The organism is Halorubrum sp. CBA1229, assembly GCF_003721435.2.
Classification (GTDB): Archaea; Halobacteriota; Halobacteria; order Halobacteriales; family Haloferacaceae; genus Halorubrum.
The window spans coordinates 189,562-203,920 of record NZ_CP054586.1 but is presented as its reverse complement, the minus strand read 5'-3'; the positions used below and the strand labels follow the sequence as shown (position 1 = coordinate 203,920).

At 57.5% G+C, this 14,359-nt stretch carries 18 protein-coding genes; 7 read left to right on the top strand and 11 right to left on the bottom strand.

Annotated features, from left to right (window positions below; all coding sequences use genetic code 11):
• Positions 1–55 precede the first annotated feature (55 nt).
• Positions 56–1,420 (top strand): restriction endonuclease, encoded by a 1,365-nt coding sequence (locus Hrr1229_RS17240; protein ID WP_123115177.1) that lies wholly within the window; start codon positions 56–58, stop codon positions 1,418–1,420.
• Between the two features lie 181 nt (positions 1,421–1,601).
• Here the strand turns inward: Hrr1229_RS17240 and Hrr1229_RS17235 are convergent, their stop codons facing one another.
• From Hrr1229_RS17235 to Hrr1229_RS17200, 8 genes are all read right to left on the bottom strand, one after another.
• Positions 1,602–2,735 carry an MFS transporter gene (locus Hrr1229_RS17235; RefSeq protein ID WP_123115231.1) on the bottom strand — a complete coding sequence of 378 codons (1,134 nt, stop codon included), beginning with the start codon at positions 2,733–2,735 and terminating at the stop codon, positions 1,602–1,604.
• Positions 2,736–3,054: 319 nt separating this feature from the next.
• A complete protein-coding gene (locus Hrr1229_RS17230) occupies positions 3,055–3,450 on the bottom strand; it encodes a hypothetical protein (RefSeq protein WP_123115230.1) in 396 nt (131 codons plus the stop codon).
• A 73-nt stretch (positions 3,451–3,523) separates the two neighbouring features.
• Entirely contained in the window at positions 3,524–3,889 is a 366-nt protein-coding gene (locus Hrr1229_RS17225) for a hypothetical protein (RefSeq protein WP_123115176.1), read from the bottom strand.
• Positions 3,890–3,892: 3 nt separating this feature from the next.
• Positions 3,893–4,384, bottom strand: coding sequence for a hypothetical protein (locus Hrr1229_RS17220; protein ID WP_095637988.1), 492 nt, complete (start codon positions 4,382–4,384; stop codon positions 3,893–3,895).
• 105 nt (positions 4,385–4,489) lie between these two features.
• Positions 4,490–4,906 carry a hypothetical protein gene (locus tag Hrr1229_RS17215; protein ID WP_123115175.1) on the bottom strand — a complete coding sequence of 139 codons (417 nt, stop codon included), beginning with the start codon at positions 4,904–4,906 and terminating at the stop codon, positions 4,490–4,492.
• Positions 4,907–4,980: 74 nt separating this feature from the next.
• Entirely contained in the window at positions 4,981–5,643 is a 663-nt protein-coding gene (locus Hrr1229_RS17210; protein ID WP_092907631.1) for a DUF6735 family protein, read from the bottom strand.
• A 214-nt stretch (positions 5,644–5,857) separates the two neighbouring features.
• A complete protein-coding gene (locus Hrr1229_RS17205; RefSeq protein ID WP_123115174.1) occupies positions 5,858–7,129 on the bottom strand; it encodes an RNA-guided endonuclease TnpB family protein in 1,272 nt (423 codons plus the stop codon).
• Positions 7,130–7,282: 153 nt separating this feature from the next.
• Positions 7,283–7,471, bottom strand: coding sequence for a hypothetical protein (locus Hrr1229_RS17200; protein ID WP_123115173.1), 189 nt, complete (start codon positions 7,469–7,471; stop codon positions 7,283–7,285).
• 337 nt (positions 7,472–7,808) lie between these two features.
• Here Hrr1229_RS17200 and Hrr1229_RS17195 point away from each other — a divergent pair, with 337 nt between their 5' ends.
• The gene (locus Hrr1229_RS17195; protein ID WP_123115172.1) at positions 7,809–8,360 is read left to right on the top strand and encodes a hypothetical protein; all 552 of its coding nucleotides are present in this window, start codon (positions 7,809–7,811) and stop codon (positions 8,358–8,360) included.
• A 17-nt stretch (positions 8,361–8,377) separates the two neighbouring features.
• Positions 8,378–8,866, top strand: coding sequence for a hypothetical protein (locus tag Hrr1229_RS18400; protein WP_123115171.1), 489 nt, complete (start codon positions 8,378–8,380; stop codon positions 8,864–8,866).
• Positions 8,867–9,117: 251 nt separating this feature from the next.
• On the opposite strand, the gene Hrr1229_RS17185 is transcribed toward Hrr1229_RS18400, so the two are convergent.
• Both Hrr1229_RS17185 and Hrr1229_RS17180 read right to left on the bottom strand, forming a co-directional pair.
• Complete coding sequence (locus Hrr1229_RS17185; protein WP_123115170.1) at positions 9,118–9,987, bottom strand: hypothetical protein; 870 nt, start codon at positions 9,985–9,987, stop codon at positions 9,118–9,120.
• Between the two features lie 263 nt (positions 9,988–10,250).
• Entirely contained in the window at positions 10,251–11,171 is a 921-nt protein-coding gene (locus tag Hrr1229_RS17180) for a transcription initiation factor IIB family protein (protein ID WP_123115169.1), read from the bottom strand.
• A 218-nt stretch (positions 11,172–11,389) separates the two neighbouring features.
• Here Hrr1229_RS17180 and Hrr1229_RS17175 point away from each other — a divergent pair, with 218 nt between their 5' ends.
• From Hrr1229_RS17175 to Hrr1229_RS17160, 4 genes are all read left to right on the top strand, one after another.
• Positions 11,390–11,818: a group I intron-associated PD-(D/E)XK endonuclease gene (locus tag Hrr1229_RS17175; protein WP_123115168.1), complete on the top strand. Its 429-nt coding sequence runs from the start codon at positions 11,390–11,392 to the stop codon at positions 11,816–11,818.
• Positions 11,819–11,955: 137 nt separating this feature from the next.
• Positions 11,956–12,363, top strand: a complete 408-nt coding sequence (locus Hrr1229_RS17170) for a hypothetical protein (protein WP_123115167.1) — start codon at positions 11,956–11,958, stop codon at positions 12,361–12,363.
• A gap of 161 nt (positions 12,364–12,524) precedes the next feature.
• Positions 12,525–13,262 (top strand): hypothetical protein, encoded by a 738-nt coding sequence (locus tag Hrr1229_RS17165; RefSeq protein WP_148041788.1) that lies wholly within the window; start codon positions 12,525–12,527, stop codon positions 13,260–13,262.
• Positions 13,263–13,303: 41 nt separating this feature from the next.
• Entirely contained in the window at positions 13,304–13,699 is a 396-nt protein-coding gene (locus tag Hrr1229_RS17160; RefSeq protein ID WP_148041787.1) for a hypothetical protein, read from the top strand.
• Positions 13,700–13,774: 75 nt separating this feature from the next.
• Here the strand turns inward: Hrr1229_RS17160 and Hrr1229_RS17155 are convergent, their stop codons facing one another.
• Positions 13,775–14,326 carry a hypothetical protein gene (locus Hrr1229_RS17155; protein ID WP_148041786.1) on the bottom strand — a complete coding sequence of 184 codons (552 nt, stop codon included), beginning with the start codon at positions 14,324–14,326 and terminating at the stop codon, positions 13,775–13,777.
• Between the last annotated feature and the right edge of the window lie 33 nt (positions 14,327–14,359).

Genomic DNA, 14,359 nt, shown 5'->3' with positions numbered 1-14,359 from the left:
CGTAGCGTTCGGCAACGTATTTGGCAGTTGCAACGTACTGTCCACATAATTGAGGATGGCTGTACTGGACGATCTCTCGGGGTTCGAGTTCGAGGACGTGATGGAGGACGTGTTCCGGAATCTCGGCTACGAAAACGTCCGGCAGGCCGCGAAAACGGCCGACGAGGGGCGGGACGTGATGATGGAAGAGGTTATCGACGGCACCCGTCGCGGGATCGTCGTCGAGTGCAAACACACCAGCACGGTCGGGCGCCCGGTCGTCCAGAAACTCCACTCGGCGATCGCGACGTTCGACTTCGACGGCCCGAAGCGAGGGATGGTCGTCACGACTGGCCGGTTTACGAACCCTGCACAGGAGTACGCTGACCGACTTCGAGGGAACGACGACCCACATCCGATCGAGTTGATCGACGGCGAGGACCTTCGGGAGATCGCCGACGAGATCGGCCTCGATCTCTACAACGGGCGTATCGAGATCCTCTGTGACGAGACGTTGCGGCCGTACGATGCGGCGACCGACGCCGATGCCCCCGTCCAGGAAGCGTTTCGCGATATCGAAAACATCGCGGCCGCGGACGTGCCATCGCCGTACTCGCGGGTGCAGTTTCGCCCAGTCGTGGCAGTCACCGCCGACACGAACGCCGTCTTCGAGACGTCAGTGGGCGTCATCCACCGGGTCAACGACTGGACGCGGTTCGTGGTCCACGCCGAGCGTGGGCATCCTCAGATTGCTGACGAGACCGTCGCAACACTCGTTACTGAGAACCTCCATGCAACGGTCGACCTTGACGCTGAACAGTTCGCACAGTCGTTTGACGACGTTGAGGAGCGTCGCTTTGGCCAGACCCAAACGGAGTACAAGGAGTGGGCTGTTGACCGCCTCCAGGATTACCACACGACGACGGTGACCTACACCGGCGACAATAACGTCACGTACAACAAGACGTGTGAGCCCAATCTCTCGGACATCTCAGTGCAATCGATTGAGCCGGTGTATCTACCTGAGGTTCGGCAGACGACAGAGATACTGGAGTACTCGTATCCGTACGAATACTATGCTGCTGGCCCCTCGCGGGTCACTCTGGAGGACGGGATTCATCGCTGCGTCCACTGCGAGACGAGCGGCGTCGACGAGACGTACACCTACTGTCCGAACTGCGGGGCGATCGCTTGCGACACCCACAGCAAGACCGAACGGCTCGAAGGGGAGCCGGTCTGTACCGGCTGTGCGGTGACCGAACGGTTCGCGCTGAAGAGGAAGTACTTCTACGACGAGGAGAACCTCGGCGCGTTCCGCAAGGAGTACGCCGAAATGCCCCTCCACGAGAAGGCGATGGAGAACAAGCTGCTGGCTGGCGGGAGCGTGGTTGCGACGTTGCTGCTCGTCGTCGGACTACTCGTCATCGGCGGCATCATCTAAGGTGGCCGTGTGCTCCAGCTGGAATCCCTACCCCCAGTTTCGAGAGGCTTCCAGACGGAACGAGATATCTACAAAATGATGCGGAGATAGCTTGTCATGATCTCGTAGTATAGTTGAGGACGCAGCAACCTGTGCATCCCTCCGTTTATCGGCCCGACATCCTGATACCCCACTTGAGTCGCTAACTGTTAGGAACACCGTCTTTCACTGGTGTTTCCCAGAGGAGAAGCAGACCTGAGCCGACGATGAGGACACCGCCTGCAGCTGCGAGCGCAAACAGGGGTGATACGTAATCGGAAATGACGCCACTCCCGAGCTGGAACGGGACGACGGCCAGTCCGCTCACCATCGCCATCGCACTCAGAACGGTCGCCCGACCGAGCGTCTCGATCCGGTTGTTGACGTACTGCCCGGCAAACGATCGCGTCACGTCCGACAGCCCACGAGCGACGAGGAACGTCGGTAGTGCAAGTACCGGAACGAAGTACATCCCGACCAGAGCCGCTCCAACGAGGAACGGTAGGACGACGAACCACGTCTTGACGCCTACACGTTCCTTTATCGCGCCAGTATAGTAGCTGAGTACCGCACCGACCAGACTGTAGGCCGCATAGAACCACCCGAGTAGCGATTCGACCTGTGCCGGCGCGATGCCGATGTCAACGACAACAGTCCGGAAGATCGGCTGGAGGAAGACGAACACCAGATACGTCACTGCCGCGTAAAGAACGTAGTAGTAGAGAATAAACGCACGAAGATTCCGTTGGGAGAGCGCCTCCTTCACGATACCCACGGTTCGGCGGAAACTCAGGTCGTCGCTTTCGGACTGCTTGTACGTCTCCGGATCGTCGAGTGTCAACAACACAACCGCGCCGACTCCGGTAACTACAGCGGCGACGAACCAGGGGTACGAGAGGTCGATGCTCCCCAGATAGCCACCGACGATGGCCGCGCCTGCCCCAACCGCGAGCGAGGCTGACTCTCCGCGGCCGCGAACGTGTGCAAACTCACCCTCAGAGAGTTCGTCTGTGAGCGTATCGTACAGCCAGGCATCCTCGCTGCCAGACCGAAAGTTGTAGCCCGCCGACCAGCATGCGTACAGGACCGCAAGAGTGAGGAACGAACTTGAAAGTCCGATTCCCAGCAGCGTTACCGCGATGAGCACCGTCCCGATAAGCAGGCTGTTGCGCCGCCCCACTCGATCACCGACGTAGCCTGTCGGAATTTCTCCGAATAGCGTGGTCAGGTTGTAAATGACCTCTAAGATTGCGATCTGGGTGAAGTCGAGTCCCTGTGCGAGAAAGAAGAGGTACATTATCGGCCGATAGAACTCGACTGCCTTGGTGGCCTTGTACAGGTAGTACTTCAGCACCGGGGCGCGTGGCACCCCATCCCAGTCGAAGGCCGCAGCAACACGCATTGAGGCAGTATCCCGACCACATGCGTAATTATATTCCGTTATTCCGGAATTACGGAATCGTAATACGGGTGGGCCATGTGTTACTCAAGTAGTTCTACGAATACCACTACTCTACTCAATAGAACCCCGTCTTCAGATCTTGGGCAGAACCACGGTGTTTTGCGTCAGTCTTAACGACTCCACTACTGATTACGACCTCGCAACAGACAATTCACTACGCCAGGTGGGACACCTCTGATGGTTCCTCGACGTCGTCGAACTCGCCGCGCTCCACAGGTTCCCAGTCCTCCCCCGGCTCTGGACTCCACCAGTCGACCTTGTAGGCTCCCGGTGCGCCGAGGATCTTCACGCGTGCCGACCCATCAGGCAGGTCGCGGCGCAGTTTCTCGTCGACGTGGAGGTTCCATGTCGTGCTTGAATCGAAGCAGGCGAGCACGGCCTCCTCGTAGCCGCGCGTCTCTCGGGATTCTTTGAGTTCGACCTGGGTGTTGCAGTTCTTGCAGAACACCCCCTCGAAGGGGATGTGAGTGAAGACCTCCTGCCCGCAGACGGGGCACCAGAGGAACTCGAACAGTGCCTCGCTGTGTCGGTCAAGTACTTCGAGGGTCATTGGTTGACTCACCCGGTCGTCCCGGGCCACCACCTCGTGCCCGGCCGAAAAACAGCGCCCGGCGCTCACCCTCTCACCGCTCGGCGCCGTAGACGATGCGTGAGGGGGCTTCGTATCCACAGTCGGGGCAGTCGTACCACTGCTGGACTTTCGCCCCGTCTGCCGCCTTCTCGCCGACGCGAACGTCGTTGTTCGGACACTCCGGGCAGTTGAGGTCCGGTGCGGGCCGCTCCCGGAGCTCGTCACGGAACGATGTCGCATCCTTCGTCTCGTACCCTCGCGACCAGACCGGGTAGCCGTCGACGAGAATTGCCCCACGCCACTTGTACCGGTAGGAGTCCGGCGCACGATGCAGGACGGCTCGCGCACCGGTCTCGGTGTTCCGATACGCGAGTGTCGGCGAGCGGCTCTCGCGTCGCCAATTGGTGATGGGAGGCATTATTCAGAAGTGGACGTCAGCGGGTACGATCCACAGCTCTTCACTCTCCTCGAGGAGTCGATCCAGTTGTCCACGGTGGCGAATGCCGGTGCCGTGTTCGGTGTACAGGAAGATCGTCGGGCCGTCGTACGCACCGACCTTATGGAAGGCGTGCCGGGCGAGGTCCTCGTCGCGCATGATCTCCTCGTCGGAGAGCTCCTCGATGGCCTCTTTCACCCGGTCGAGATTACGCTCGAATTCCTCCTTCGTCGCCTCCCAGCCACGCTCAAGCAGGTCTTCGCCGTCATCAGAGTCGACGGGGGCTGCAGTTGGGAGCTCACCCCATCGCGCCTTTCCCGCAACGGACGTGTCCTCCTCATCGAAGGTCACATAGTAATCGAAGACGGCGCCGGCGTGTGGGTCCGCGCCGACCAGGCGGTCGAACACCGTCTTTCCGGTGGCCAGCGCGTCGTCGTGCGTCGATGCCTCTACCAGTGCGTAAATCACCATGTGCATCTCGAACACCTCGAAACGCCGACGCACCGGGTGTCGTTGCTCGCTCCAGCTGCGCCGGCACCCATCGCCGGCGCTCGAAAAAACTCTCCTCGTGACGGCGGATTCTCAGGATGCGTCCGCTCGTTCGACAGTGATGGTCAGGTCGCCCGATTCGTAGTCGGCCTCGAAGTCGACCGCGAACGCGTCCGACTCGTAGGCGGCGTGGTAAGCACGGTGGCGTGCGAGCGAGCCTGTCGCCTTGAAGTGGAAGAACGCGGCCGCCGTGTAGGGCTTGCTCTGTGTTTCGACCTGCGACTCGACGGATGCGGGGAGCGCGATTTGGGGCGTCTCCGTGTCGATACTCGCAGCGAACTCTTTCGCTTCCTCGACGGTTGCTTGCGAATGCGCCGGTGTCTCGCCGGTGAGCACGTTCACCGGGGTTTCCGTCTCATCGGTGAACAGGACGTCTTCGAACGTGTGTGTTCCGAGGATCGCCTCGGAATCCAACTCGCAGTCGTGAAACGGGTCGTCGTCTGAGGTCATCGAATCACGAGCCTATGGCGGGGATCACCCATTCTGACCCCTGAAAAACAGGACCTGCCACGAAGCAGATCGAACTAGGAGTGGTTCAGGCTCGCCTTCTCGAAGGGTGACTCTCCGGTCGGAATGAGCAGCTCCTGTCGGTCTCCAACTCGCTCGGCCAGCTTCCGTTTCAGGTACTGTCTCGCCGTCGACGGCGTGAAGACGCCCTTGTCGAGCATATCGCCGACGACGTCTTTGAGGGCCGCGAACTGGCCCTGCAGGTGGCCGTCGCCGACCGGTTCGCCGTCGTACCAGCGCACCGTCGCGAGCGCGCCGTTCCCGACCGTCTCTCCCTGTTCGACCGTCTCCGAGTCGTACTGGAGCCCGAACCACAGCGTCCGATAGGCGGTCACCTCGAACGTCGTCGACACCACGAAGAACGCCTCGTGGTGGAGGTAGTCGAGATGGTCAGCGACGATCTCGTCGAGGGTGAGCCCGGTGGCGCGGGGCTTCGGCTCGACGACCGTCGACGGTCGATCCTCGCCGGCGAGGTAGCCGTCGACGGCATCTGCCTCGAGGCCATCGGCCAGTTCCGCCAGCAGCTGTTTCGCCCACTTGGAGTCGGTGTCGTCGCCACCGAACGGCGACTCAGCCGAGATTCGGTGTTTGAGCTTCAGGTTCGCTGCGCCCCAATGACTGTAGTGGAGCGTGTACTGTCCGTCTGTGCGTTCATACGCAACGAGTGCGCGGTGTCCCATCGAGCAGTCACCTCACGGGGCGACTCACGACTGGATCGCCCCGCACCCCTTCCGGGGGATGAACAACGCTACTCGTCGATCGGTTCGGGGGAACTGAGGTCCGTGTGGAGGACTTCGCCGTCGCGAACGACGTACCGTTTTGGCAGGATGGGAAAGCGACACTTAGTCAACCGTCTCTGGGTCTAGCCCTGAGACTTGTCAGTGGACTCCCGCTCTATCTGCGCACGGCGGAAGGTGTGTATTCACCATTCACGTTCAGCGTCCCTGACTTCAGGGCCAGTTGACTGGTGGCCCATCCACCGCGAGACTTCTGCCCGCGATGGATATACTTGCAGTATCGGTTTGCAATGTTCTTGGCCGCGTTGTAATCCGCGTTCACCTCATACCCACATGACTGGCACTCGAACTGCTTGTCGTCGCGATTATCCTCGTGGGTACACCCACAATATGAGCAACGCTGGCTCGTGTACGCTGGATTCACGAAGTCCACGAACAACTCAGTGGACTCGACCTTGTACTCAACGAGTTCCACGAACTTCGCGTAGGCCCACTGCTGGAACTTGCTGCCGTTCGCAATACGCTCGCGGATATGAGTAAGATCCTCGAAAATAATCCCGTCTACCTTCGCGTCACGGGCTTCTTCGATGAGGTCGTTGGCGCGGTTGTGGAGCCAGTCTACTGTCCACTCGCTGAACTGACTACCAATGGACTGGATCGTGAGGTGAGCCGACCGTGTACCCGTCTGTTGTAGTTTGGCGCGGCGTTGCTCGTACTGATTGCGCTTGTGGGTGAGGAGGTCTGCACTGCCGATGAACTCGCCTGTGGAGGTGACGGCGAACGCGCCAGTCACGTTCAAGTCCACGCCGAGAACCACTCCGTTCTCAGGGCTATCATCACCTGACTGGCTTTCCTGGCGTTCCGTTCCGTCACTTCTGTAGTCGGACCTTTTCAGCGTGACGTGTAGGTAGAACGTGTCCTCATCCTCGTCGTACTGGAGCGTGGCACTCGACGCATTCCAGCTGTCACTCTCGTAGTACCGTCCGAACGGTGTGTTCTCTCGCTCATTTTCGGGTGGAAGCACGTATTCGGCGGTGACTCTGCCATTCGGCGTCGAGAGGGTAGCGTGGTCGTCGTTGAACGTCGCGGAGCGTTTGTCGTACACGATGCTCCACGAGTCGAATATGGGTTGGCTGGTCTTCTCACCTTGCGTCAATTTCTCGACGCCGGCCCTGACGGCTGCGATAGCACGACGAATACCTTTCTGAACGAGATTAGCGGTGAGTTCGGTTTCCTCCCGTAACTCGTCATACAGGGCCTCTTCAGCTCTGCTCTTGCTGGTGATACAGTCGTCGTCGTACCGCCAGGCCCACTCGCTCGTTCGGTTAGCACAGTGGAGGAATTGGGTCTTGGTCTGATGGAGATCGCCACGACATTCTCTGGGTACGTCAAGTTTGATTCGTACCGTGCGTCGTAGCGCGTCGTCCATCTGTGATTCACCTTTGTTGTTACTCCTTGGGAATATGGAATTGTTCAGTGAGGTGGTTCATCTGTGTCCTCGGGGATCTCTCCCCGCACCCCTTCTGGGGGGAAATAAACAGCCTCCGGAGTGAGATATCCGGATTCTGGGCTGCGATGCCATTCAAGGCTCGATCTGCGCATCGCCGTCTCCACTGTGTTGCGGTTGGGTGAGCAGACTCACGTTCTGGAGGAGTGTCTTCGCTGCCTCGATCCGCTCTTGATCTGCGTCGTCGAGTCCGGCCGTCTCGATGCGCCTGAGATTGGTGAGTGACCGATGCAGTCGATATCCGGGCGTGTTGCGTGGGTCCATTTGAAGCGCCTCACCACTCGCCGGCGCAGAAAGACTCCTTACGAGACTGTCGTCGGCGCATCAGCGTCGCCACCAGTGCTCGTCGCGACGCGTTGGCGCCAGGAGGTCACTCTCACACCCGTCGTCCAGCATCGTGTCCGGGATGTGGGATGTCTCGCCGGTCGGCCGTAGTTCCTCAACGTCAGAATATCGGTCGTACATCGGTTGGCGCATAACTTCTGTCGGTATCGCATTTCAACCTCCGGACGCCTTCGCTCGCATCTCACTCTTGATTATGCGAGACAGTACAAACATATATGAGAGCGGGGCGAGAACACTGTCCCAAGAGGTGCCACCCATGACCGAATCCCCGCGAGATGGGGTCCAATCGTGGACTGAGTCGATGAGCGCCCGCGACCGCATTCGGGCGGTCGCCGAGTCACTTCGCGAACCGCGGTCGGTCAACTGGATCAGCGAGCAGGCCGACGCCGCTTGGAGTACGACCAACGAGGAACTTCAGGATCTCGTCGACCAGGGCCAGTTGCGTCGCGTCGAGGCCGGCGAGACCACGCGCTACCAGCCGGACTACACGCGCCTGCTCTTCGAGGAGATCCGCACGCTCATCGAGGAAAACACCCGCGAGGAGCTGCGGAGTGAATTGGCCGCGATTACAGAGGAGATCGAGGAGTGGCAGGCGACCTACGACGTCGAGACGTGGGAGGAGCTCGAACAGTCGCTCGCCGACGGCGACCTCACAAGTGCGGAGCTCCGGGACCGCCGCGACGTCATCGCGTTCTGGCGCGAGAACGAGGAGGATCGCCGCCTCATCAAGCACGCACTGGAACTCTACTCCGACGTTGAAGCCGCCCGCGAGCAGATGATCGACGTTGCTGACCGCGCCACGAGCTAATCCTCCTCTCTCACAGAATGATCTTTCTTGCCGGTCGCGACCGCTATACACAGCGGACCCTCCTCCGCGACGTTCACGACCGATTGACGAACCAGCCGGGGTGTGAAGAGGTCCGCTATCGTCCGTCTCGACGCCGACCCCGCTACGTCATCGCGGATGTCGATCCGACGACGTTCCTGAGTGACTCGTACGACGCGGCGACAGCACGATTGGAGATTCGCTTCTGGTACCCCGCCGGCGTCGACCGCGAATACTACCGCATCAACTGGGTCGAACCGGACCGAAATCTGATGCTCGGCTTCCACCAGGACGCCGATCATCCGGACCTTGGGCCTTGTCACATCCAACTCAATCACGAAGACACGCCGGTTGATCGCCACGAGGCGACGTTTCTCGATGCGCATCCACTCGCCGTCCTCGATGACCGACTACAGCAGTTTCCGCCCGCGCTAGATGCGATTCACTGGAGTAATGGAGCGCCCTCGCTCCCTACTTGGCCCGTCTAGACAGCGAGTTCATCGAGCGTCTGGTGATGCGTCCGTGCCGTGGTCGGCGTGACGTTTCCGGACTCGACGATGTTACGGTTCGTTACTCACTACCCCTGTTCCCGCCCCGATTTGTGGCGGCAAGCCGCTGCGAACCCTGCCGAATGAACGCCCGCCGTGACTGCCGTCGGACTTGAGGGTACTCACCGTATTAACCAACAGAAGCCATCTATATCGGAGACTGTTGGTTAATCTACGGGATTTCTCCTCCCCTATTCGGGAGCAGGCCCGTAGCGACCTGTGCTACACACCTGGCACTCCCAGATTGGTTGGCCCGTCCAGGTCTCGTCAGGGAGCGACTCCCGTGTCCTGAACCGATGTTCTGTTTCTCTCGTACAGTACTGGCACTCGAGGCCTGTCACGGTCGGAATTTCGGCTCCGGCACTGGTGGACTCCGTTTCGTGGGGTACTGTTTCAACAGCGATTGCTGGGACGATCCACAGCTGATCGCTGTCGTCGAGCGTGTGCTCGAGTGACGACTCAGCACGGATTCCCTGGCCACGCTCATCATAGACGCGTGGAATCTCCGTCTGGGAACGATCGCTCGTCTCGTCCCACGCTGTCCGCTCACGGGCTGCTGTTAGCAACGCCTCACCGGTCGCTGAGGTCACATCGGCAGCAGCGGACAGCCTAGGCCAGCGCTCGGTTAGCTGGGGTGCGGGCTCGTCGTCGAGATCGTAGATGAGCGTACAGTCGTCGATGGGCTGGTCGTGACCTGACGAGAGAAGCGTCGCTGCTGCTGCTCCCTTTGCCACGGCGCCGTAGAACGTCCCGGATTCGACGAGGAAGTGGATCACACCACGCAGTGTCTGCTCGGAACTCGCAGCACCCGACTCCGACGCGCCGTCGAGTTCGTGTTCGAGACAGAACCGGCATTTTCCTTGCGACGCCGGGATCGATGCGCCACAGGAGACACAGGCTCGGTCTGTGTCGGTAGTTCCATCCGGATACCCATCCGAATGCGAGGCCTCACGCTGGCGGGTTGGCTGGCCGTCTGCTGGCTGATCCAGTGCTGGGTCCGGCACCAGAGCGCCCTCTCCGACAGGTTGGAACGCGTCTCGGTCTGAGTTGCGGTTCGTCATCGATTCGCTCCGCGTTTCCTCCGGTTTGGTATTTAAACTCGAGGGTGAGAAAACGCGGGGACGGATTCGGCGACCACGAAATAAATCCGGTTGCCTGCGACGGAGTCAGTCACGGAGCTCGGCGACCGCTCGACCGACCTCGCGAACGTGCTCACTCCGCTCGATATCGAGTTCTGTCGACAGATACTCGACAGTCTCGTCCAGATCCATACCCCCTGGTAGACTCTCTGCCGGTATGTAGGTATTCCTCTACCGGAGGCGTCTCAGATCGCTTGGAGTTCGTCTCGCCGGCTTCGGAGCGTCACGACTGACACCTCTGCTGCCGACGCGACGGTGGATTGGGTAATCAGCGCGCCCTGCTCTTGGGCAGCCAGATAGACACAGGCGGCCGCGACGCCCGATGGCTGACAGCCGTTCGCGAGGGTTGTCCCCTCGGCGCGTTCTGCGAGTTCGTTCGCGCGTCGGCGAATGTCGTGGTCTAACTCCAGCGCCGAGATCAGCCGCGGAACGAACGATGTCGGGCGCATTGGTGGTGCCGGAAGCTCCAATTCGCGATTCAGTGTTCGGTAGGCGTTGGTGATACGAGTGGACTCGACTCGGGCGGCGTCGACGACATCCTCGAGGAGGAGCGGGTGTTGGTTACACCGGCAGGTACCGTAAACACTCGCTGCGCCGATGGCCTCGATGGATCTGCCTCGAAGTAGATCCTCGCTCTGGGCGCTCCGGAAGAGCTGGCACGCCTGGTCACGAATCGATTCGGAGAGCTCGAGCGCACTTGCCAGCCGGCGTACCTCGCCCAACCCGTGTGCAAGATTCCGTTCCGCTTTGGACCGCCAGCGACCACGGGTCTGCTCACGTCGCATCCGGGCCAGCCGTCGGCGTTTCTGGCCTGAGAGTTCGTTCCCGTGCGCATCGGTTCCGTGGCCGATCTCGGTCGAGAGGCCTCGATCGTGGCGGGCCGTCGTTAACGGTGCGCCTGTTCGCTCGCGCTCGTCCACATCGTACGCTCGCCACTCTGGCCCGTGATCGATACGTTGTTTCTCGATAACGAGTCCACAGTCCTCACAGACCGTTTCCTTCACGTTGGTAGTGACGTGTCCGTCGCACTCGGGACATCGGTTTGCGCTTGACTCCGTTTGGACATCTTCGTCGAAGCCAGTTTCGTAGATGTCTCTGATTGCCATTGTTCTCACCTGTGTTCGGGACCCGTTTCGAGAGGGCCCTCACCCATCGGAGGGGTAAATAGACGCTATCGAGTACAGATCTGGATTTAGTCGGATTATGGCTCAAATTTCAGTACTTGAGTTACTGTAGCGTATCTCATCTCAATAGGGTGGAGCACACATTGAAGCGGAGACTAGTCAGACGTACTTTTCTGTAGTAGCACTGTTAGTGGGTTAGTATGGATTTGGAACGAGGTTGGCGGGGTGATGCGTCAGAAGCCTTAGTCGCGGCAGATATCCTTCGAAATGGGTATGGTGTAGCCTATCCCCATGGTCACGAGCAAAAATACGACTTGGTAATCGACGTTGGGGGGGAGCTATTACGAGTTCAGGTGAAAACTGCGAGCGACTATGATGAATATCGTTACGAGTTAGAAATTTCTCCAGAAAAGTACCCCGAAGGTACCGTCGATATATTTGCTGGTGCCATCCACGAAGAGGGCACAGCGAGATACGTGCCTGCTCACGAAATGGAGAAGACGCAACGTGTGAATTTCAATCCTCCTAGGGAGATGCCTAGTGATTGGCATCGTGAACAGGCGAACCTGCCCGAAGAATTCTCGATAGATGAGGCGCTCCGCAAAATTCGAGAGTTTACTGAATCTTAGTGATGCGATTCTCTGATTGACATGTTGTTAAATATACTTTCTAGACTACGAAATGTAACTTCCGCTCAGTAGGCGGGAAATCAATAGAGTCGAAGATTATTCGTATGTCTGTTTCCATACCACAGTAGGTGATTTCAATGAGTGAGTGTGACAAAGAAGACAGTCCCCTCGAAGACCTTTATGAGGACAAGGACGCTGTAAACCAGCAACGACTTCGAGACGCTCTGAAAGACGTTATCGGGGTCGACAAAGATACCGGCGACCCAATTTTCCACGAGGCATACCACGAGTTATCGAACAAAGAGCAGTTTGTTGCGCAGCTTCTGTACCGGAGTGGAGCAGTAGCACTTGGTGAACTATCTGATGAAGAACAGGGCGCTGGTAGCGCTACGTTCGCTGAAAACCTCGAAGTGAGCTCCTCAGCGGTGAACAATTACGCTAGCGAACTCCAATTCGTTGAAAACGACGAGGAACGCGATGGGTACATCATCCCGGGATATGCGATTGACAGAGCAATCTCATATATCGAAACAGAGGACGACTAACCCGTAGAGTCAAAACCAATACCTAGAAACATCTAGTGCGCTCAGTATTGAACAAAACCTCGCCTCGTCTCTCCAAACTGAATGAAGTATCACCAATCCCTCGATAATTAATGAATAAAATTCGTTCGTATCTCGATCTCGACCGTCTACGGGGACGAAAGATGGAGGTTCTCGGGGTTACAACTTTATTGGTAGCAGTTATTTGGCTAGCTCTGGAATTTGAGGGCGTAGTCAATATCATTTCATTTGACCCGCCAGTTGAGTCCAGTAATTTCGCTCAAATTGTTGGTGGTATCGGGTCGCTGGTGCTCACATTTGGGTTGGTGTTCCTATACAAGCAGCAAACGGCGATTCAACACCGCCAGGAACGGTGGATGAGCGCAAGTCATCGACCAGAATTGGAGTTCACCAGCTGGGTGGCTGACAATAATCAATTATCTTTCGAGCTGTCCAATCTCGGGAATGGCGTCGCAAAGAATTTGGCTGTGACAATCACGGTCAATAAGTATCCATCATCAATAAGTGGTTCTGAAATCAGTGCCATTACCCCGCTATACAGAAAAAATCCATTTGCTCGTTCTCTTGAGGAACAGACCTCAAACTCGGAAGCTATTGAATTCAAATCAGACCCAATTCCAGATTTTCAGGATGAACTCTTCGGAGAAGAGATTCAAGGAAAATTCCATGAGGTAATCCAGCATTTTGGAGAGAATAATGTGGAATCGGTTCGATTCAAGATTACTATTGAGTACGAATTAATCAGAGAAGAATCTGAAGAGATCTGTGTTTGGAGCGGAACAGTCGATGTTAAAGATGACCTGTACCTCGATGCTGCCATTAAAAATTCGACTCCAGACTGGGGAGAGATTGAAATTGAACTTCCGCCGGAGAACGTTTAGCCATAAATACTTGTGTCGGTGTCTGCTACGTCTCCGCAACCATGAGTGAGGACAGGGAAGACCTCGAAAAACTCTACGTAGATCAGGAGGATGTCAACAGAAAGCGAATTTTAGAGACGCTTCAGGGTGTTGTTGCTATTGACTCTGAAACTGGGGAAATGGTCCCAATGGCGGGATTTAAGAACCTCTCTAGTCGAAAAAAGTTTGTCACGTATCTCCTCTATCGCCGTGCAGCTAAGATTCTTGGCGAAATATCAGAGGAAGAGCTGGGGGCAGAATCAAAAGAAATAGCGGCGATCGTGAATGGTAACGCTTCAACAATTCGAGCGTACGCATCTGATATGGATTATGTGGAGACAGATAAGAAGAATGGCGGTTACTTCATCCCATCTCAGTATATTCCGGATGCCTGCGATGACATTCCTGAAGAGGTGTAGCACCACTGGTGGAACAGCCAGTTATCCTGACAAATCGAGTTGGCAGTTTTGAATTCTAGCTAATGGGGTTACCCACTACGAGTTTTCTAAGTCGGATAGCAGATCTTCTTGGACGTACTCTTCGCCGCTTCTTGTGAGATGATATGCGTCTGAACCGTCTCGCTGGTCAACGACATCCAAGCGACCTTCTTGTACTTGCTTACTGAGGTCGCGTGAAACATTCTGGCCAAGGCCGATTTTCGCATCCTGTGCCCGAGACTCGACTTCCTTACTGGTGAAATCACCTGTATCTTCGTGGTATTCCAAATACCACCCGACGAGCAGTGCCCGATCCCGCTTGATAATATCGCCCGCTATCTTGTAGTATTCTGGGAGAGACCGCGCCTTATCTGTGACACTGTCCTCACTAGAAGAGCTTCCAGATTCATTTGCTCCATCAGGATTGTTTGAGGGCTGGCTCGCGGTGGTTTCTACAGTGGTAGTATTGACCTCAGGGAGGAAATCCTCACGGAGGGCCTCAAACCAGGTTTCGGCGTCGGCAGCTGGCCCCTCGACCTCGACTGTGGCGTTTCCGATGCTGACATGTAACCGGAGCGACTCGGGAGGCTCGTCCTCACTGTCTGCCATAACGAGAGTCACTAAGGGCGTACTATTATAATT